This is a genomic window from Candidatus Accumulibacter sp. ACC007, assembly GCF_907163205.1.
GTDB classification, from domain to species: Bacteria; Pseudomonadota; Gammaproteobacteria; order Burkholderiales; family Rhodocyclaceae; genus Accumulibacter; species Accumulibacter regalis.
Genome location: NZ_CAJQUD010000003.1, coordinates 54,980 through 74,510, shown reverse-complemented (window position 1 = coordinate 74,510; position 19,531 = coordinate 54,980). Strand labels below are relative to the sequence as shown.

17 protein-coding genes are annotated in these 19,531 nt (G+C 61.2%); 15 read left to right on the top strand and 2 right to left on the bottom strand.

Annotation, left to right across the window (positions count from 1 at the left end; all coding sequences use genetic code 11):
* Positions 1–133 precede the first annotated feature (133 nt).
* From QZ634_RS11020 to QZ634_RS10950, 15 genes are all read left to right on the top strand, one after another.
* Entirely contained in the window at positions 134–883 is a 750-nt protein-coding gene (locus QZ634_RS11020) for a class I SAM-dependent methyltransferase (RefSeq protein ID WP_291988325.1), read from the top strand.
* Positions 880–2,289: a glycosyltransferase family 1 protein gene (locus QZ634_RS11015; RefSeq protein ID WP_291988324.1), complete on the top strand. Its 1,410-nt coding sequence runs from the start codon at positions 880–882 to the stop codon at positions 2,287–2,289. Before QZ634_RS11020 ends, QZ634_RS11015 begins: the two co-directional genes overlap by 4 nt.
* A 31-nt stretch (positions 2,290–2,320) precedes the next feature.
* Entirely contained in the window at positions 2,321–3,220 is a 900-nt protein-coding gene (locus QZ634_RS11010) for an ABC transporter permease (RefSeq protein ID WP_291988322.1), read from the top strand.
* Positions 3,221–3,226: 6 nt separating this feature from the next.
* The gene (locus QZ634_RS11005; RefSeq protein ID WP_291988320.1) at positions 3,227–4,420 is read left to right on the top strand and encodes an ABC transporter ATP-binding protein; all 1,194 of its coding nucleotides are present in this window, start codon (positions 3,227–3,229) and stop codon (positions 4,418–4,420) included.
* Between the two features lie 110 nt (positions 4,421–4,530).
* Positions 4,531–5,487 (top strand): hypothetical protein, encoded by a 957-nt coding sequence (locus tag QZ634_RS11000; RefSeq protein WP_291988318.1) that lies wholly within the window; start codon positions 4,531–4,533, stop codon positions 5,485–5,487.
* 79 nt (positions 5,488–5,566) lie between these two features.
* On the top strand, positions 5,567–7,636 hold the full coding sequence (locus QZ634_RS10995; RefSeq protein WP_291988316.1) for a glycosyltransferase: 2,070 nt from the start codon (positions 5,567–5,569) through the stop codon (positions 7,634–7,636).
* Positions 7,637–7,794: 158 nt separating this feature from the next.
* Positions 7,795–9,318 carry a capsule biosynthesis protein gene (locus tag QZ634_RS10990; protein WP_291988314.1) on the top strand — a complete coding sequence of 508 codons (1,524 nt, stop codon included), beginning with the start codon at positions 7,795–7,797 and terminating at the stop codon, positions 9,316–9,318.
* Between the two features lie 50 nt (positions 9,319–9,368).
* Positions 9,369–10,421, top strand: a complete 1,053-nt coding sequence (locus QZ634_RS10985; RefSeq protein WP_291988312.1) for a glycosyltransferase — start codon at positions 9,369–9,371, stop codon at positions 10,419–10,421.
* 12 nt (positions 10,422–10,433) lie between these two features.
* Entirely contained in the window at positions 10,434–11,573 is a 1,140-nt protein-coding gene (locus QZ634_RS10980) for a glycosyltransferase family 4 protein (RefSeq protein ID WP_291902173.1), read from the top strand.
* A gap of 16 nt (positions 11,574–11,589) precedes the next feature.
* Positions 11,590–12,558: an SDR family oxidoreductase gene (locus tag QZ634_RS10975; RefSeq protein WP_291988310.1), complete on the top strand. Its 969-nt coding sequence runs from the start codon at positions 11,590–11,592 to the stop codon at positions 12,556–12,558.
* A 135-nt stretch (positions 12,559–12,693) separates the two neighbouring features.
* Complete coding sequence (locus QZ634_RS10970) at positions 12,694–14,613, top strand: nucleoside-diphosphate sugar epimerase/dehydratase (protein WP_291988308.1); 1,920 nt, start codon at positions 12,694–12,696, stop codon at positions 14,611–14,613.
* A gap of 137 nt (positions 14,614–14,750) precedes the next feature.
* Positions 14,751–16,856 carry a methionine--tRNA ligase gene (gene metG / locus QZ634_RS10965; RefSeq protein WP_291988307.1) on the top strand — a complete coding sequence of 702 codons (2,106 nt, stop codon included), beginning with the start codon at positions 14,751–14,753 and terminating at the stop codon, positions 16,854–16,856.
* Between the two features lie 6 nt (positions 16,857–16,862).
* Positions 16,863–17,120 carry a hypothetical protein gene (locus QZ634_RS10960; RefSeq protein WP_291988304.1) on the top strand — a complete coding sequence of 86 codons (258 nt, stop codon included), beginning with the start codon at positions 16,863–16,865 and terminating at the stop codon, positions 17,118–17,120.
* 113 nt (positions 17,121–17,233) lie between these two features.
* Complete coding sequence (locus QZ634_RS10955) at positions 17,234–17,971, top strand: AzlC family ABC transporter permease (protein WP_043565309.1); 738 nt, start codon at positions 17,234–17,236, stop codon at positions 17,969–17,971.
* Positions 17,968–18,270: an AzlD domain-containing protein gene (locus QZ634_RS10950; protein WP_291988302.1), complete on the top strand. Its 303-nt coding sequence runs from the start codon at positions 17,968–17,970 to the stop codon at positions 18,268–18,270. Before QZ634_RS10955 ends, QZ634_RS10950 begins: the two co-directional genes overlap by 4 nt.
* A gap of 21 nt (positions 18,271–18,291) precedes the next feature.
* On the opposite strand, the gene QZ634_RS10945 is transcribed toward QZ634_RS10950, so the two are convergent.
* Both QZ634_RS10945 and QZ634_RS10940 read right to left on the bottom strand, forming a co-directional pair.
* A complete protein-coding gene (locus QZ634_RS10945; RefSeq protein WP_291988300.1) occupies positions 18,292–18,876 on the bottom strand; it encodes an FMN-binding negative transcriptional regulator in 585 nt (194 codons plus the stop codon).
* A gap of 49 nt (positions 18,877–18,925) precedes the next feature.
* Entirely contained in the window at positions 18,926–19,399 is a 474-nt protein-coding gene (locus QZ634_RS10940) for an MEKHLA domain-containing protein (protein WP_291988298.1), read from the bottom strand.
* Positions 19,400–19,531 lie beyond the last annotated feature (132 nt).

Sequence of the window (19,531 nt, the reverse complement as noted above, 5' to 3'; positions counted from 1 at the left end):
GAAGGTTTTTGGTGGCGGCAATCCCGTGACCAACGCAAAGAACATCTCCAGTTCGCTCAACCTGATCGAGCAGTACAAGAAAAACGGCTGCGTTCCGTGGACGCCCGGGTACGCGAAGTTCAAGAACCTGCTGATGATCGAGACGCTCGCTGATCAGAAGCTGATGGAACTGTTCCGTCGCGGTCAGCCGCTGCCGGCTGGTTACGGCAGGCGTCTCGACGAGCGGGTGGTCGAGTGTCCCTGGGCGATTTCCAAGGTCCAGTCCGGCCCCGGTCTGCTGCTCGATGCGGGCTCGGTGCTGAATGCACCGATGTTCCTCGGTGCTCCAGAACTCAGCCAGCAAAGAATCATCATCTACTCGCTGGAGATGGATTCTGTCCGCCTCGATCCGCGCTTGTCCTACCTGCATGGCGACTTCCGTGATCCCGTGCTGCGGGACGGCATCTTCGACAACATCGTGTGCATCAGCACCGTGGAACACATCGGCATGTGGCCGATCCCGAAGCCGCCGTACGACGTTACGCTCAAGCAACCACAGCCGGAAAAGGATCTCCTGGCCTACCGCGGCGTCATGAAGACGTTCCACGACCTGCTCAAGCCGGGTGGTCGTTTGTTGTTGACGGTTCCATTTGGCAAGGCCGAAGACCAGGACTGGCTGCAGGTCTTTGGCGCCGAGCAGATCGAGGGCGTCAAACAGTCCTTCGGAGGTGAATGCGCTTCTGAAACCTATTATCGCCACACTGCTGACGGCTGGCAGACGGCCAGGTCTGAGGAGTGCGCCCTCCTCGAGTATTTCAACATCGTCCGTACGCCGGAATTCGGGCCTGATTTTGCTGCGGCGGCACGCGCTGTCGCATGCCTGGAACTGGTTCGGAAGGCATGACATCCGTGTGCCAGGAGCCGCTCACCGTAGCCATCGACTCGCAAGTCTCGGCGAAGGCTTCGGGCGGAACCGAGACCGCCCTGCTTTCGCTTTTGCTGGCGTTGGGCGCGTCGACCCTACGTGATCGTTTCGTTCTCCTCGGTTTGAAGGGGTACGACCAGGAACTGGTACCTTTCATGGCGGCGAACATGGAAAAGTTCGTCTGGCCTGCGCGCTATTCCTGGTACGACCCGATAGCAGAACGGACCAGAGGCATGAACCCGCGATGGCGGAAATTGCAGTCAGCGTTGGGGCCGTTGGGTGGCATCGTCCCGAAGGTCTACCGCTATTACGCCCACGAGACGCCGCTGACCCCCAGGGTTCAGCGTATTGCACGCCGTGTGGGCCCTCTGCGCTTCATGGTTGCACCCGCTTACCGCCTCTATCGAGGCATCCGTGATGACGCCGCACGACCGATGGTCGCGGCTCGCGCCGATCGTATTCTCCGCTCGCGAGGAGTCAAGGTCGTCCATTTTCCGTACCCCTTGCATTTCGAAACCTCCCTGCCTTACGTCTATGAGCCGTGGGGCTTGCCGCACCATCATCAGCCAGAGTGCTTTCGGCCGGGCGAGGTGGGGTGGATGGACGAGTTGTTTCGCCGCGGGTGTTGTAGCGCGGCCATGGTGGTTACCGCGACCCGCTGGGTGAAGCGCGATATTGTCGAAAAATACGGAATTGCCCCCGACCGGATCGCGGTCATTCCGCGCATGCCCCGATTCGATCACGCCGAGCGCTTCATGGACAAGGCGACGGCGATGGAAGGGCTTCCAGAGTCCTTCGCCTTGTTTCCCTCTGCCACCTGGGTGACCAAGAACCATCTGCGGCTCATTCGTGCCATTGCGAGACTGCGTGACCAGCACGGTGTCTCGCTGAATCTGGTCTGCACAGGCCGTACCAATACGCCCGAGGCCGAGCACATCGAAAAGGAGATCGCGCTGCACAAGCTTGAAAACCAGGTGCGCTTCCTGGGTGTGGTCCCGGTCGAACGTCTGAACACCCTGTACAAGAGTGCCAAGTTCCTGGTGCACCCGTCGACCTTCGAAGGTCTGGGTTTGCCCTTGCTGGAGGCCTTCCACAATGGGTTGCCGGTGCTGGCATCCACCGCAGCCTGTATCCCCGAAGTCGTTGGTGACGCGGCTCTGTTGTTCGATCCGTTTAGTGAGGAAGACATCACGCGCGCCTTGCTGCAGGCCGTTCAAGACCCCGCAATGCTCGGCGACCTGCGCATCAAGGGGACGCAACGTATCGAACAGGGCTTTCCCAGTCCGGACAAGATCGCCAGGATGTTCTACACCGTCTACCGGCACGCTGCGAAGGCGTCTCTGGACCTTGAGCAACAACAGTTGCTCGAGGAAATGCTGAGTTAGGTCCCCGAGCCAGCGCTAAGGAATCTCTGCCATGAACTCGAAGTTGCACCCCGAACTTGGTGCCAAACGTTTCACCAATGTCGGCCAAACCGCTCCCATCGATGACAACGACGACGGCGTCATCATCATCAAGCCGAGCAACCGGATCGGTCGCCTTGGCGTGCCCCAGGTATGGGAAAACAAGCACCTGCTGAAGTACTTCGTGCTGCGCTCCATACGTGGTCGCTATCGACCTACGGCCATGGGATACGGCTGGATCATCTTCCGCCCGTTGTTGTTGTGCCTGGTCTATGTTGGCGTGTTCGGTCACATGCTCGGGATCAAAACGGATCCTATTCCCTTCCCCCTGTTCGTCTTCCTCGGGATCAGTCTCTACCTGTTTTTTTCGGGAACGGTGTCGGACACGGCATCATCGCTGGCAAACAATGCCGGCGTAATGAGCAAGGTCTACTATCCACGCCTGATCGTGCCTCTGACAGCCTTGTTCGTCAACGTGATGGACCTGCTCGCCTCCTTCGTGGTGATCGTCGCCCTGATGGGCGTTTACGGGGTCTATCCCAGCTGGAACATCGTCTATTTTCCCTTGTTTCTCATTGGACTGACGCTGGCCTCGTTTACTCTCGGACTGGTTCTGGCCGCCCATTCCATCGAACGGCGCGACATAATGATGGCGCTACCCGTGATCATGCGCGTGATGGTCTACGCGATGCCCTGCGTGTACCCGATCTCGGCGGTTCCCGAGAAGCTGCTGACCTTCTACTACGCGAATCCGATGGCCTCTCTCATCCAGGGCATTCGCTGGTCACTGTGGGATGAGGTGGCACCACCGCTATGGTCAGTCGCCTGGGCGGTCGCTCTGATCGTAGTTGGTCTTTATTACGGCCTGGTTGCCTTCACGCGCGCGGAGCGCACCATGGTCGATTCCCTTTAGAGATGGGTGGGATACGATTTCATGAATGACACGGTTCTCAGCGTCAGGGGTCTTGGCAAGAGCTACATGGTTGGCGGCAAGCCGCATTGGGCATTCCGTGACATCAGCTTCGATGTGCAGCGTGGCGACGTATTGGGGATTGTCGGGCGCAATGGTGCCGGCAAGACAACGCTGCTGCGCGTCCTGTCGCGTATCACCGATCCGACCGAGGGTGAGGCCCGCATCAAGGGGCGCATCGGTACGCTGCTGGAGACCGGGACGGGATTCCACCCTGATCTGACCGGACGGGAAAACGTTTATCTGAATGGCGTCATCCTGGGCATGCGGCCCAAAGAGATCACTGCGCGTTTCGAGGAAATCGTCGATTTCGCCGGCATCGGAAAGTTCATCAACGCACGCGTGCGCACTTATTCCTCCGGGATGCGCTCGCGCCTGACCTTCGCTGTCGCGGCGCATCTCGATACGGAAATTCTGATGGTCGACGAAGTCCTGGCGGTGGGTGATATCGCGTTTCAGGAAAAGTGCCTGAACAAGATGGACCAGTTGACCCAGCATCAGGAGCGCACGATTCTCTTCGTCAGTCACAGCATGGGCGCGATCCAGTCCCTGTGCAACCGCGCAATCCTGATCGAAAACAGCCATGTGCACACCGCAGGCTCTACCGAAACCGTGGTCCAGGCATACAGCACCTTATTACTCGGGCCACAGGGGGGAGCCGACCTGAGCGTCGCCATGGGTCGTCCGGGTTCTGGCCTGGTTCGATTCACGAGTATGCAACTCGAGGATCTGAATGGGAAACCCATGAGCAGCATCCCGGCCGGCCAGGGCGTGCGCATCGTTTTTGGTTATGAGAGCACTCTGCAGGAACCGTCGACGGACGTGATCGTCACCATCGTCGTCGTCGGCAGCAAGGGCACCCGGCTGTTCGGCCTGCCGAGCGACATCATCCGTTCGGAGTTGATGCTGACGACAAGAAAGGGCCGCTTCGTATGCACGCTCCCGAAGTTGCCGCTGCTCCCCGGGAACTACGACATCGTGGCCAGCTGTATTGTGAACCGGGAACTGACCGACAAGATTTCCAATACCTGCCACATCACCGTCTCGGACAGTGACTACTTTGGCACGGGGCGTTTGCAGCAGGGTAATTTTGGTGATCTGCTTGTCGATTTTTCATGGGATTGTGTCAGTGAAGATGAATGAAGTCCGGACTCCTCAGTTGACGTCGCACTGTTCTGCGCACGATCAGCGCACCCCGTGTCCGAGCGCCTCGATGAACCTCGCTGAGCGCCGAATTTCCGGGGAGAGCCCTTGTGTTTGAGCTCAGGTTTCCCCTGCTGAAGAAATTCGTCGATGCCTTCGATAGCGACAATCCGCCACTGCACCTGATTTTCGGTGATTCGGTAGCACTCAGGGTCGCGGACGACGAGACCTGCAAGGAGACACTCGAGGACTTGGTGTTGGCAGAGTTGGGGCGCGACGCCGCATTATGTTTGTCGCATTCCGCGTATCACTCGCAAGTATTCTGTTTGTTCTGCAACGCCCTCGCTGGGCTTCGCCATCGGCCGCTGAGCGTCGTTCTGCCGATCAACCTGCGTTCCTTTTCGCCGTCATGGGATCTTCATCCCGATTATCAGTTCCTGTGGGAGACCGCCACACTCGATGATTTTGCACGCGGAAGCAAGGAGCTGCGCGAGCCAATCGAATCGACGCCGATCGCCAAAGCTGTTTTTCAGGCGGTGCCGTTGCACTTGCCGTCCGGTAACATACGGCCGATTGGCGACTTTCTCGAGGTGATCGCTTCCCGAATCGACGAGAGTTCGGGTGTGGCGTGGAATCACCGGATGCGTGACATCTTTATTTTCCATTACTTCTACAATCTTTACCCGGCGCATCGCAAGCTTCGATACTTCGGTTCAGCACTGAAGACCTTGCTGCGCAGCGGTATCGGCGTCGGGCTGTATGCCACACCGATCAACTGCCGTGCTGGCGTGAAGTACGTCGGGGGGCCTTTCGAGAAGTGTGTCTCCTCAAACTTGACGATCATCAAGACCTACCTCAGGAGTTTCGGTGTTGAGGCGATCTCTACAGCAGAGCTGACGAAGCGCGCCCGTAACCCCAAGGGCCCGGCATTCCTGGATCTGGCCTTTCAGTGCGATGAGTCCGATTTCTTTACCCCCCACAACCCGACCGAGCACTTGCGCGCCGCAGCGAGAAAGAATCTGGCAGAGAACATTTCCATGCTTGCCAAAGCAGTGGCGGCGAAGTGACGGCCGTGGTCATGGCAAAAGCATCGCCGACAGTGTCTCGATACGATAACTCACAAAAAGAGCAGGAATTCACTTATCCATGGTTGAACTCGTCAAAGCGGAATTAGACCGATCGACGCCGGCGAGCGCCGGCGACCCCGGCACACAAGGCGCTTGCGTCAAACCGACCAGCAGCAGATCGGACCTTGCAGGCTGTCCTCTGGTCACGATAGGCCTGCCCGTTTTCAATGGCGCTGCGACCCTCGGCGCCGCCCTCGAGACGCTGGTGCAGCAGGATTATCCCAACCTGCAGATCATTGTTTCGGACAATGCATCGACCGATGGAACCCTGGCGATCTGCGAGAGATTCGCACAACGGGATGCGCGTATTCACCTCATCCGCAAACCGGTGAACGAAGGTGCCGTGGCCAATTTCCGAACGGTGCTCGATGCCGCTGACAGCCCGTACTTCATGTGGGCGGCTGCCGACGATTACTGGTACCCCCAGTTCATAAGTCGCCTGTTGCCGGCACTCGAAAATGATCCAGCGGCAGGAGTAGCCATGTGTGCCGTCGATAGGAGGCTTCCCGATGGATCGGTGTTCGATAGCATTCGTTTCAGCGGTGACAAGGATCCGAACGGCAAGGGACACCTGTGGTTACTCAGCAAGATCCTGTCCGGGGCCAAGTACAATCTGTTCATTTATGGCCTGTTCCGCACCACTCTGCTGCAGCGCGCGATGCGCTACTTCCCGGAGGTTCTCGGTGGCGATCGGCAGTTCATTTGCCAGATGGCTCTCGCCTGTCGATTCGCTTATGTGGACGAAATCCTCCTCACGCGTACCCACCAGACGAAGAATGCGGGGGCCTATCTGGAGGAGATGGCGCGGAAAGGGATTCTGCGCCAGCAACTACTATCGCTTTTAACCATGGTCTTGCGTTCCAGCGTTATTCCGTGGTGGCGGAAGTTGTGCTTGCCGGCGGCATTGCTGCAATATCTCGCGTTCGGAATTCGGCAAAAACACTCAGTGAGTTTGAACATGATCAAGAATCTTGCAAGACGGCTCTATCTTTCGCCAAAGTTATTATTGGCCTTGATCGCGGGTTTTGGCATCGCCGGACTGGTCAGCTGGCGACTGGCTGTCACGGAGATGGTTTCAACCGAATTCTCACTGAGCTTGCTTTTGTTTCCAGTGTTGCTGCTCGCCGCAGTCCTGCTGTTGAGGCGCTGGATCGTTCGCTCGGAGAAAGCCGTTCGGGGGGAAATTTCGCGGCGTACGGAGGAGCTGGAGCGTATCGAAAGGCAGCTTGCGGATCAGCGCGAGCGCGAGACCCGGCAGATGAAGGAGACGCGCTATCTCACCGATACGCTATTGCATCCGGAGCTGGCAATTGCTAGGGAAAAGGGCAACCTTTTGTCGAACCATGCCGTTGAACGCGTCGAAAAGCATTGCAAGGTCGTCGCATTTGCCCGCTATCTTGAAGAAAGCCAGATTCGCGAGGTCTACCTGCAGGAACTCTTTCCGGGCATTGAAAAACAGTCAGTGCCGATTGGGGCGATTAATGAAGTGACCGGTCACGCCAACAAGACGGACATGCTCTATGTCACTGCCGTCGCCAAACATGTGGGTGCTGCCAAGATGTTCGAGTTCGGCACGTACATGGGACGCACTACCTTTCATCTGGCGCACAACAATCCCGTTGGACAGGTGTTTACGCTGAACCTTCCACCCGAACACGATCCACGCTACGCTCCCTATCTGGGTGTCCTGTTCAAGGGACGGGAGGAGGAAGAGCGCATTACGCAAATCCACAGCGATTCGCGCGAATTCGATACGACACCCTATCGTCAGCAGTTTGATTTCGTGTTCGTCGATGGCGACCACAGCTATGACCTGGTCAAGAATGACACGCGCAAGGCGTTCGAGTTGCTCAAGCCGGGTGGAGTCATCATGTGGCACGATTACGCACCCAAGTCGGATGGTCTGGTACGCTTTTTCAAGGAGTTTACCCAGAACACGCCTCTTTTCAGAATTCGTTCGACCTGCTTGTTGGTGTACATCGACGGAGTCGATGTCATGAAGAAAGAGTTGGGTTCCCTGCCGCGCAGCCTTGAACTGGAGTACCGACAAAGCAACCCGTATCTCGTCGAGTCGCTCTATCATTCATGAGGCGAGTCGCTCAATGCCTTGCAGGCAGCGAACTCGGGTCGATTGCCAAGTTCAGATTCAGGAGGTTGCTCCGCAGGATCAGGCCTTTTCTTCCCGCACGTCCTGATTGGGCCCGCATACGAGAGGCATCCGGAGACGCCTTTCCTGGCGTCGGCGAAGTGGGCGCACGCGTTCTGGTGGCCACAGGAACCGGCTCGCACTGGTCGATGAGCGGCTTCGAAAGCGTCTTGGCGGCGGCGCTCAGGCTGCGTGGCCATCACGTCGAAGTGCTGCTCTGCGACGGCGTTCTGCCCGCGTGTCAGGAATGTGATCTGGGTCTTTTCCCCGGCAGGCGCCTGCTTGCCGAGGGTGCCGTGCCCCTCTGCGGTACGTGTTTCGCGCCAGCGTCGAGAATGTTCGGGGAACTGGATGTGCCGGTCAGGACCTATGGCGAGTATCTGTCGTCAGCCGATCGCCAGGAGATTGGCGCCCTGGTCGAAGCTACCCTTGATGCGGACATTCCCCGGGTGTCCTGGAAGGGAGTTCCGGTCGGGGAACACGCCGTCGCCGGGGCATTGCGCTTCTATGGTCGCGGCAGCCTTGACGGAGAGCCATTCGGCAACGATGTCGCACGACAGTACCTGCGGGCGGCGATGTATACCGCCGCGGTGATCGCCCGTCTGCTGAGCGAACACCGCTACGACGTCGCTGTCTTTCACCACGGCATCTACGTCCCCCAGGGCGCGGTTGGGGACGTCTGTCGCCAGCGCGGCGTGCGAGTGGTCAACTGGAGCCCCGCTTATCGCGATCGCTCATACCTGTTCAGCCATGGCGACAGTTACCACAAGACGATGATTGACGAACCGACGGAGCAGTGGTCCGGATTCGAGTGGAGCAAGGAAAAGGCTGCCAAATTGCTGGCCTATCTCGAATCGAGGCGCAGTGGCGGGAACGACTGGATCAGCTTTCAGCGTCAGGGCGAAGGCGAGGCGGCGAAGCTGTTGAAGGAGCTTCAGATTGCGCCGACCCGACCCGTTGTCGGTTTGCTCACCAACGTCATGTGGGATGCGCAATTGCATTTCAGAGCAAACGCTTTCGCATCGATGCTCGATTGGCTGCTGTTCACCATCGACCATTTTGCCCGCCGCCCGGATGTCGAATTAATCATTCGCGTCCATCCGGCCGAAGTGCTGGGAACGGTGAAATCACGCCAACGTGTCGAAGACGAAATCCGGAGCCGGTGGCGGGAACTACCCGCGAACATTCATGTTGTAGGGCCTGATGATCCGAAGAACACCTATACGTTGATGGGTGCGTGCGACACCGTCCTGGTGTACGGAACCAAGATGGCGATCGAGTTGCCGTGCTGGGGGATCCCGGTGGTGATCGCCGGCGAGGCGTGGGCACGCGGCAAAGGTTTTACCACCGATGTCTCGTCCGCGGCCGAATACGAGGCGATCCTGTCTCGCCTGCCAAGCGGGCGTCGCCTGGCGGACGAGATCGTCGAACGGGCCCGAGTCTATGCCTATCACTTGTTCTTTCGCCGCATGATTCCGGTCAAATTCGCCCGCAAACACCGTTATCTTGTACCTTTTGCCTACGAAGTCAGCTCGCTTGCCGCCCTGGCCCCGGGTGCCGATCCCGGCCTGGACGTCATTTGCGACGGAATTCTTTCGGGTTCCCCGTTCGTGTTCGAGTCATGAAAGGTCGGCCCGCGCAAGCGACGCCCCGGAACTGGGTCCTGCATGATTACATGCAGGTCAATGGCGGCGCGGAGCGGCTCGTCGCGACGATCGCCAGAGGGTACCCGGGCATGGCGCTGGGCCTGGCCGGGGTGTACCCTGGTTTTTCGGGTACCGGCGACCTGTCCGGGGTGGACCTGCGCCTGCTCGGACGCTTTCCCGCCTGGTTCCCTCGCATACCTCAAGCATTGCTCACCTTTGGCCAGCGCGTTCCCTGTATCGAGCATGCGGATGCCGTCGTCTACAGCGGGATCTATACGCCACTGGCCGTCAGCAGCCAGCAGCGGGGGCGCCGAATCTACTACTGCAACACGCCCCCTCGCTTTGCGTTTGACAGACTCGAGCAGTACGTCGGGCAGGTGCCGGTCCCGGCGCGCGCGGTACTGCGCTCAGCAATTGCTGCCTATCGCCAGGGGTACATCCGCGCCGTCGGGCAAATGGATGTCGTCGTGGCGAATTCCGAGCATGTCCGCAAGCGTATCGCAGAGCAGTTGCAGGTCGAGGCGCGTGTCGTTTATCCGGCCGTCGATATAGATGCCTTCAAGTGGAAATCCCAGGGTGACTATTACCTGTCGCTGGGACGGCTCGAACCCAACAAACGGATCGACCGAGTGGTTCAGGCGTTCACACGGATGCCGGAGAAGAAGCTGGTCGTTGCCTCGGGAGGGTCGCAGCTCGAAAGCCTCAAGCGGCTGGCTGGTGGCGCCGCGAACATCGTGTTCGTTGGCTGGTCTCGTGACGAGGATCTGATCGACCTGATTGCCAATGCGCTGGCGTGTATCTACATCCCTCTGGACGAAGACTTCGGCATGTCTGCCGTCGAGGCGATGGCTGCCGGAAAACCGGTGATCGGCGTTGCCGAGGGGGGCATGATCGAGACGGTGCTGGACCGCCAGACCGGCATCCTTCTGCCGCCCGATCCAGACGTTGAACGAATTGCGGTCGCCGTACGCGAAATGACCGCAAGTTTTGCATTGTCGATGCGCCTCCCGTGCGAACAGCGCGCCACGAACTTTACCGCAAAGCGGTTCCTGGACGACCTTGGCTCGTTCGTATTTGGATAGGGTTGCTTGTCGATGAGAGTCTTGCAGTTTTACAGAACCTCCTTCCCGGACACGATGGGTGGGGTGGAGCAGGTGATTAATCAGATCGCCAGAGGTACCAGCAAGCTGGGTGTCAACAACGATGTCCTGTCACTGACCCCCGACCGTTCAGCAAAGACCATGGAGATCGATGGCTACCTGGCGCACCGTGCCAGACTCGATCTGGAAATCGCCTCGATGAGCGTTTCCGCTTCGGCCTTCGTGCGTTTTGCGCAACTGGCGAAAAAGGCGGACGTCATTCACTACCATTTTCCCTGGCCGTTTATGGATGTCGCGCACTTCGTGACGCGCGTACGAAAGCCGACGGTGGTGACCTATCAATCGGACATCATTCGCCAGAAATTCCTGCTGCGGCTCTATCGCCCGCTGATGTGGAAGTTCATGCGCAGCGTGACTTCCATCGTGGCGACGTCACCGAACTATCTCGCCAGCAGCGACGTACTTCAGAAGTTTTCGCACAAGGTCCGCGTCATTCCGATCGGTCTCGACAAGTCGACCTATTGTCAGCCCGCCCCGCAGCGCCTTGAGTATTGGCGGCAAAGACTCGGGCCACGATTCTTTCTGTTTGTCGGTGTCCTTCGCTACTACAAGGGTCTTCACCTCCTGCTCGAGGCGGCGCAAGGTCTTGATTGTCCGATCGCGATCGTTGGTGCGGGTCCGAGTGAACAAGAGCTGAAAAAGCAGGCTATGCAGTTGAATCTTCGCAACGTTCATTTTCTCGGGCACTTGCCGGAAGAGGACAAGGTCGCGCTACTTACGCAGTGCTACGGGCTTGTGTTTCCCTCGCATCTGCGCTCGGAGGCGTTCGGGGTTTCCCTGCTCGAGGGCGCCATGTATGGAAAGCCCATGATCTCCTGTGAGATCGGGACGGGCACGACCTTCATCAATCTGGCCAACGAAACCGGGCTGGTGATACCGCCCAACGACCCCGGGGCACTGCACCGAGCGATGAGCCACCTTTGGGAGCATCCGGACGAGGCGGCCGAGATGGGCGTCCGCGCCGAGAAACGGTATCGGACGCACTTCACGGCCGAACAGATGGCCCGGTCGTACGTCGAGCTATACCGCGATTTGACCAGGCACCAGCCGGCCGGACGGGTCGGCCAGGCCTGATCAAAGGGGGTTGGCCGTGAGGGTATTGGTGACGGGCGCCAACGGATTCGTCGGGAATGCGCTATGCGAGCAGCTGCTTCGTGAAGGCGGGCACGAGGTGGTCGCTGCGGTGCGAAATGCGTCACGAAGGACGGTCAGCGGTCCCATTCGCTGCCTGGTTGGCGATATCGGGCCCCATACGGGCTGGCAGCAGGCGCTCGCGAAGGTCGATGTCGTTGTCCATCTGGCGGGCCGGGTGCATGTCATGCGGGACGCCGCCCGTGACCCTCTGGCTGCGTACCGATCGGTCAATACCGAAGGCACGATCAACCTGGCTCGTCAGGCGGCCCTGGCGGGGGTCAAACGTCTGGTGTTCGTGAGTACCATCAAAGTCTGTGGCGAAGGCCAGGCGCAGGAGGGTGACGAGCCCTACACCGAAGGGCAGCCAGCCCATCCGTCGGACGCCTATGCCACGTCCAAATGGGAGGCCGAAGAGGGTCTGCGGGCCAGCGCGAAAGGCATGGGCCTGGAGGTCGTGATTCTCCGCCCACCGCTGATCTACGGACCGGGGGTCGGCGCCAACTTCCTGCGATTGATGCGCGCGGTGGATCGCGGCTGGCCCCTTCCGCTCGGTCGGGTGCGCAATGACCGGGACTTGATCTTTGTCGGCAATCTGGTGGATGCAGTCGCCTGCTGCCTCACTCATCCGGCAGCCGCCGACAAGGTTTTCCTCGTCACTGACGGTGATGGTGTCGCTACCCCCGAACTGGTGCGGCGGATTGCCGGCGCTCTGGATCGCCCGGCGCGACTGCTGCCGGTACCGGCCGCCTGCCTGCGTGCGGCGGGCGCCCTGAGCGGCAAGCGGCAGGCCGTTGAACGCCTGCTCGGCTCGCTACGCGTCGACGATTCCCTGATTCGCCGAACCCTGGGCTGGTCGCCACCGTACACCGTGGCGGCGGGGTTGCTGGCAACGGCGCGATGGTACCGGAGCGCCGTTGGCGGGTGAGGTGTACGGTATCATCGCCTATTGTCGCGGCTTGCAGTCACCAGCGCGCCCGACGCCCTTCCAGGCATCGAGTTTGCGCGTAGTGGCCGCAGCCAGGTTGCGGTGTCGCTGGCCGGCTGGGAGCCCGGAGACAGCATGATCCTCAGATTGCTCCGGGAGCGCCTTCCCAACCATCTGGTCTTGATGACGCGCCGTGTCAAGCAGACACTGATGCTGGCGGTCGACAGCGTCCTGCTGATCATTGCCGTCTGGGCGGCCTACTCCTTGCGGCTTGGCGAGTGGTTCGTACCGAATCCCTGGCAGATCTTGCTGATGATGACCGCTCCCCTGCTGGCGATACCTTTTTTCCTGGCCATGGGGCTTTACCGCTCGGTAATTCGCTACATGGGCGAGCAGGCGATGTGGTCGGTGGTCAAGGGCATGTCGTTGGCGGCACTTTCGTGGGCCGTTCTGGCCTTCATGACCCAGATGACCGGGATCGAAGGCGTCCCCCGGGCAGTTCCACTGCTGTACTGGCTTTTGGGTACAGTGCTGGTGGGCAGTGCCCGATTCGCCGCGCGCTGGCTGCTGTGGCTGCCAATGCGCAAGCGTTTTGCAGGCCGTCAGGCGCTGATCTACGGCGCCGGCGAAGCAGGGCGACAACTCGCGGAATCGCTGCGCAGCGGGCGCGATCTTTTCCCGGCAGGTTTTCTCGACGACGACGAGACCCTGCAAGGCAAGGATGTGGGCGGATTGCGGGTCTATCCGCCCTCGCAACTGCCGATGCTGCTTGAACGTTTCGACATTCACGATGTGATCGTTACCCTGCCCTCGGCCTCAAGCGCCCGGCGGCGTGAAGTGGTCGCTCTGCTGGAGCAGCACCGGGTACGGGTCCGCATTCTGCCCGCGCTGGCGGACATTGCCAACGGCCGGCATCTGGTCAACATGGTTCGCGAGGTCGATATCGGTGACCTCCTGGGTCGCGATCCTGTCGCCGCCGACCCGGCTCTGCTCGGACGCTGCATCACCGGCAAGGCAGTGCTGGTCACTGGCGCAGGGGGGTCGATTGGCTCGGAACTGTGTCGGCAGATCGCCGCGTTGCAGCCAGGCAGCCTGGTCCTGCTGGAGGCGAGCGAGCACGCGCTGTACCAGATCCACCGCTTGCTGCAATCGGTTCTCGGCTGCGAACTGGTGCCCTGTCTCGGCTCGGTCAGTGACGCCGGCCTGGTAACGCGTCTTTTGGCCAAGCACCGGATCGAAACCGTTTACCACGCTGCCGCGCACAAGCACGTGCCGATGGTCGAGGCGAATGTCCTGCAAGGCACGCGCAACAACGTGCTCGGTACGCTGACGCTGGCCAGTGCCGCGTTTGACGCCGGCGTCGAGACTTTCGTGCTGATCTCCACCGACAAGGCCGTGCGCCCGACGAACATCATGGGCGCCAGCAAGCGCTGGGCTGAGCTCGTTGTGCAGGGGTTTGCGCAACAGGCCTGCGCGCGGAAAAGCGGCCAGCGATTCTGTGCCGTACGCTTCGGCAACGTCCTGGGTTCGTCGGGATCGGTCATTCCGCTGTTCAAGGAGCAGATTGCGTTGAGCGGCCCGGTAACGGTTACCCATCCCGAGGTCACCCGCTATTTCATGTCCATCCATGAAGCGGTGCAACTGGTGATCCAGACCGGGAGTCTCGCCAGCGGCGGCGAAATTTTCCTGCTCGACATGGGTGATCCGGTGCGAATCCTCGACCTGGCGCGCAACATGATCCGCCTCGCGGGTTATACCGTTTGCGACGAGGCTAACCCCCAAGGCGACATCGAAATCGCGATCGTCGGTCTGCGCCCCGGTGAGAAGCTCTACGAAGAGCTGCTGATTTCCAGCACTAACGCGGTCAACACCGCCCATCCCAAGATCATGAAAGCCAATGAACCGTCTCTGGATGCGGACTCCCTGAGCGAGCAGCTTCAAGAGTTGCGCAAGGCGCTTGTTGATTGCGACGAACCGACCGTGCGCCAACTGCTGATGACGCTCGCCGCTGACCAGGGCTGCAGCAAGCACAGCGAGCCAGTGGCGGTGACCTGAACGCCGGCCAGGCACACGCACCTGGCCGATGCCTGCGCTGCCCAAGCGTCGTGGCAAATCTCCTTTCCAGCCCTTTCCCGCCTGGCCGGGGCCCCCTTTGATAGAATGCCGCTTTGCCCCGCTTGCGCCCCCGCCCAATGACCCGCCAGATCCTCGTTACCTCCGCCCTGCCGTATGCCAACGGCGCCATTCACCTCGGTCATCTGGTCGAGTACATTCAGACCGACATCTGGGTGCGCTTTCAGAAGATCCGTGGCCATGAGTGCTGGTACGTCTGTGCCGACGACACGCATGGCACGCCGATCATGTTGCGCGCCGAGGCCGAGGGGATCACGCCGGAGGCGCTGATCGAACGCGTGCATGGCGAACACACACGCGACTTCGCGGGCTTTCACGTCGGTTTCGACAACTACTACACGACGCATTCCGAAGAGACCAGATCCTGCGCCAACGAGCTTTATGCACGGCTGCGCGCCGCCGATCTGATCGAAACGCGGGTCATCGAGCAGTATTACGACCCGCTCAAGCAGATGTTCCTGCCCGACCGCTACATCAAGGGCGAATGCCCGAAGTGCGGCACGCCTGACCAGTACGGCGACAACTGCGAGAACTGCGGCGCCGCGTACACGGCGAACGAGCTGAAGAACCCCTATTCGGCGGTTTCCGGCGCCAAGCCCGAACTGAGACAGTCGGAGCACTATTTCTTCAAGCTCTCCGATCGCCGCTGCCAGGGCTTCCTGCGCCGCTGGACGCAGGGCGAGGGGCGGCTGCAGAACGAGGCGGCCAACAAGCTGCAGGAGTGGCTGGGCGACGTCGGCGAGAACAAGCTCACCGACTGGGACATATCGCGCGAAGCGCCGTACTTCGGTTTCGAGATCCCCGACGCGCCAGGCAAGTATTTCTACGTCTGGCTCGACGCGCCGATTGGCTACATGGGTGCGTTCAAGAATCTCTGCGCTCGCCGGGGTCTCGACTTCGACGCCTACTGGGGGCCGGAATCGACCGCCGAGCTCTATCACTTCATCGGCAAGGACATCCTTTACTTCCATGCGCTGTTCTGGCCGGCCGAGCTGCAGCACGCCGGTTACCGGACGCCGACCAAGGTCTTCGCGCACGGTTTCCTGACCGTCGATGGGGCCAAGATGTCGAAGTCGCGCGGCACCTTCATCACCGCCGAAAGCTACCTGGGTCAGGGTCTCGACCCCGAGTGGCTGCGTTACTACTACGCCGCCAAGCTGTCGAGTTCGATGGAGGATATCGACCTCAACCTCGACGACTTCATCGCCCGCGTCAATGCCGACCTGGTCGGCAAGTTCGTCAACATCGCCAGCCGTGCCGCGGGCTTCATCGTCAAGCGCTTCGCCGGTCAGCTCTGCCCCTGCGACGAATCGCTGCCGGCGATCCAGGCCATCCGCGCCCGCCGCGGCGTGATCGCCGATCACTACGAGGCGCGCGAGTTCAGCAAGGCGATTCGTGAAATCATGGCCCTCACCGACGTCGCCAACCAGTACGTCGACAGCGTCAAGCCGTGGGAACTGGGGCGCCAGGAAGGCCGTGAAAACGAGCTGCAGGCCGCATGCACCAACGCCCTGAACCTCTTCCGTCTGCTCGCCATTCTGCTCAAGCCGGTGCTGCCGGCGCTCGCTGTCAAGGTCGAGGCCTTTCTCAACGTCGCCCCCCTGGTCTGGGACGACGGCGACAGCGTGCTCGCCGCCGGACACGCGATCAACGCCTACCGGCACCTGCTGACCCGGGTCGAGAAGAAACAGGTCGATGCGCTGGTCGAAGCCAACCGCGACTCGCTCGTCGCCGCGCCGCCGCCGGCGCCGCAACGCCACGCCGAGCAGCAGGAGAAGGCGGCTGCCGTGGCCGTCGCGCAAGCCGCCGTCGCTCCCGACGCAGGAGCGCACCTCAGTATCGACCAGTTTCTCAACGTCGACCTGCGTATTGCGCGCATCGTCGAGGCGACGCAGGTGGAAGGCGCCGACAAACTCGTTCGCCTCGTTCTCGACATCGGCCCGCTCGGTACGCGGCAGGTCTTCGCCGGCATCAAGGCCGCTTACCAGCCGGCGGAGCTGGTCGGCCGAATGACGGTGATGGTTGCCAACCTGGCGCCACGCAAGATGAAGTTCGGCCTCTCCGAAGGCATGGTCCTTGCCGCGTCCGACGCCGATGGCCAGACCCCCGGCATCTTCCTGCTTTCGCCCGATGCGGGTGCGCAAGCCGGCATGCGCGTCAAGTAGGCGGCGATGTTCAGCCGCAAACGCCCCCCCGTCACGCTGCGCGTCGTCCTTTTTGCGCTGCTCGACGCCGCCGGCATCGTCGTCTTCTCGAGCGGCGCGATGTGGCTGGCCAGAGGCCAGACGCTGTTCATCCCCAACTTCCCGACCAGCACCCCGGCGGCGCTGATCACCGTCGTCGCCGGCGTCGCGCTGATGCTCTGGGCGACGGGTCAGATGCTCAACGAGTTCGCGCGTGCCGCGGCCGGCAGCGAAGGCAAGCCCTGAGGCGACGCTTCTGGCGAGCGCCTGCCGGGCGCCCAAGTGGCACGAGGCAGTGGCACGACGCGGCGGCACCGCCACCCGCCTGCACGCGCGGTCTTGACTTTACGGAGCAGCAAATGAGTTCGCCTTCGCGCAGCGCCGATTTTCGTCGCGGCGTCTTCGACATCCTTCCGGTGCTCGCCGCGGCAGTGCCGATCGGCCTGTTGTGGGGAACGCTGGCCGCCGGAAAAGGCTTCACGCCCTTCGAGGCCTGGCTGACCAGTGCCACGGTTTTTGCCGGTGCCGCACAGTTCGTCGCCGTCGATATGTGGCGCGATCCGGTGCCGCTCCTGCTGATCGTGGTCACCACTTTCATCGTCAATGTTCGCCATTTGCTGATGGGCGCCTCGCTGCAGCGGCACCTCGGCGCTTTTTCCGGCCCCGGCGGACTGCTGGCGATGTTCCTGATGACCGACGAAAGCTGGGCATTCGCCGAGCGCAAGGTGCTCGCCGAGCCCCTGCGGCCGGCCTACTACTTCGGCGTTGCGCTGCCGATGTGGCTGGTGTGGAGCTCCGCCTCGCTGGCCGGCGCCATCGCCGGGCGTTCGCTCGGTGACCCGGCGGTCTATGGATTCGATTTTGCCTTCTCGGCGATGTTCATCGCCATTCTCGCCGGCTTCTGGAGAGGCCCGCGCACCGGCGCCGTCCTGGCGATGAGCGCGCTTGCCGCAGCCCTTGCCAAGCTCGTCATTCCGGGCGCCTGGTACATCGTCATCGGTGGCAGCGCAGGCGTCCTGGTCGCCGCGCTGCTGCACGGCGAGGACGATGGGCAGGATCCGGGCGAAAAACCCGCCGCATACGCGGACGCGGCATGAGCGACGATCTGCTCACCGTCGCGACCATCGTCGCCATGGCCGCTGCCACCTACCTCACCCGCATCGGCGGCCTCTACCTGATGCGCGGCGTGAGTGTCAAAGGCCGGCTCAAGGCGGCTCTCGACGCGCTGCCGCCGGCAGTCCTGATGGCCGTCATCGCGCCGACCGTGCTCGCCACCGGTCCGGCCGAAACCGTTGCCGCGCTGATTACCGTCGGCGCTGCCTTTCTCCGCCTGCCGATGATTGCGGTCGTGGCCATCGGTGTCGCCGCCGTGGTCGCGCTCCGAGCGCTTTTCTGATCGCCCGCCGGTCGTCTGCGCTTACGCTTCGTTGCGCCGCATTGCCGCCGCCAGATCGGTCGAGCCAAGGTTCTCGAGCGCGTCGATCACCTGCAACCGGTCCTCTTCGGAGCGGTTCTGGCTCAGCTTGTACTTGCCCTGTATCTCGCTCACCGTCACTTCGACGCCGACGATGGCTTCAAGCATCGATGCCTTGTACTCGGGCCGCCACGGTTTGGCGAAGGCTGACTCGTATCGCGCGGTCAGCGCATCGACGAGCGATTTGAGTTTTTCGCGGTCGGTGAACACGCGGCATCGACCGTAGATGTGCACCGCCTGGTAGTTCCAGGTCGGAACGCCCGGCGACCGATACCACGACGGCGAGACATAGTCGTGCGGCCCCTGCAGGCTGATCAGCACCTGCTGACCGCCTATCTCCGCGTGCTGCGGGTTCTGTTTTGCCAGGTGCCCGATGCAGCTTGTCCCGTCCGCGCTGAGGAGAAAGGGCATGTGCGTGGAAAACGGTCGCCCCGCGACAGAGGAAATCAGCTGCCCAAAAGCGTTCGCTTCGATGAATGCGAACATCTCGTCCCGGTCGCTGACTGCGAAGTGCCTTGGTATGTACATGGGTCTTCCCGGTCTGAAAGTTGCCTCGAACGGCCGCCTCAAGGAGCGGCTACAGATACGACCATTTGTCGAAAAGCGCGGCCTGCCCATGGTAGCCACCACGCCCATCGATGAGGTTCCAGACGACCGCGTTCTCGATCAGGAACCTCCTTCCCGATGACGAAATGCGTACCCCGGCGTAATCGTCGATGTAACCGTGACTGCTCACTCGCGCCAGCAGCCGCGCACGCTCGTCGCGCTTCGCCGGCTCGGCGGACAGGCGCGACGGCAGGGCGGTGAACTGCTCCCAGGTCATTTCGAAGAGGTCAAGAGCGGTCTGATTCGCAAAGTTGAAAACCGGATCCTCCTCGACGCCGTGGGAAACCAGCGCAAACGACGCGCCGAAAAGAGCCCTTGCCGGCGACGCCGTCGGCGCCAGTCCGGGAATCCGCTTGCCGGTGAGACGCTCGTAGCTGCCCAGAAGAAGGTCGGCGTGCGCGCGATGGAAGTCGTCGGAGAACAGGAAAGCTTGGTGTCTCGTCATGCTGCGTACGGTTTGCTCAACAAAGGGGATTCACCATACCACCGTGCGCTCAGACGCGCAGCGCCTTCAGCTTTGGCGGGTGGTCAGCAGTGCCAATTCGCCGCCTGACTGTCGACGCACTTTACACTTGCC

Bases quoted from the DNA above. Each gene is read 5' to 3' on its own strand.
- QZ634_RS11020 (WP_291988325.1), top strand. From the start codon at position 134: ATGATCGAGACGCTCGCTGATCAGAAGCTGATGGAACTGTTCCGTCGC.
- QZ634_RS11015 (WP_291988324.1), top strand. From the start codon at position 880: ATGACATCCGTGTGCCAGGAGCCGCTCACCGTAGCCATCGACTCGCAA.
- QZ634_RS11010 (WP_291988322.1), top strand. From the start codon at position 2,321: ATGAACTCGAAGTTGCACCCCGAACTTGGTGCCAAACGTTTCACCAAT.
- QZ634_RS10995 (WP_291988316.1), top strand. From the start codon at position 5,567: ATGGTTGAACTCGTCAAAGCGGAATTAGACCGATCGACGCCGGCGAGC.
- QZ634_RS10985 (WP_291988312.1), top strand. From the start codon at position 9,369: ATGCAGGTCAATGGCGGCGCGGAGCGGCTCGTCGCGACGATCGCCAGA.
- QZ634_RS10980 (WP_291902173.1), top strand. From the start codon at position 10,434: ATGAGAGTCTTGCAGTTTTACAGAACCTCCTTCCCGGACACGATGGGT.
- QZ634_RS10970 (WP_291988308.1), top strand. From the start codon at position 12,694: ATGATCCTCAGATTGCTCCGGGAGCGCCTTCCCAACCATCTGGTCTTG.
- metG (WP_291988307.1), top strand. From the start codon at position 14,751: ATGACCCGCCAGATCCTCGTTACCTCCGCCCTGCCGTATGCCAACGGC.
- QZ634_RS10960 (WP_291988304.1), top strand. From the start codon at position 16,863: ATGTTCAGCCGCAAACGCCCCCCCGTCACGCTGCGCGTCGTCCTTTTT.
- QZ634_RS10955 (WP_043565309.1), top strand. From the start codon at position 17,234: ATGAGTTCGCCTTCGCGCAGCGCCGATTTTCGTCGCGGCGTCTTCGAC.
- QZ634_RS10950 (WP_291988302.1), top strand. From the start codon at position 17,968: ATGAGCGACGATCTGCTCACCGTCGCGACCATCGTCGCCATGGCCGCT.
- QZ634_RS10945 (WP_291988300.1), bottom strand. From the start codon at position 18,876: ATGTACATACCAAGGCACTTCGCAGTCAGCGACCGGGACGAGATGTTC.
- QZ634_RS10940 (WP_291988298.1), bottom strand. From the start codon at position 19,399: ATGACGAGACACCAAGCTTTCCTGTTCTCCGACGACTTCCATCGCGCG.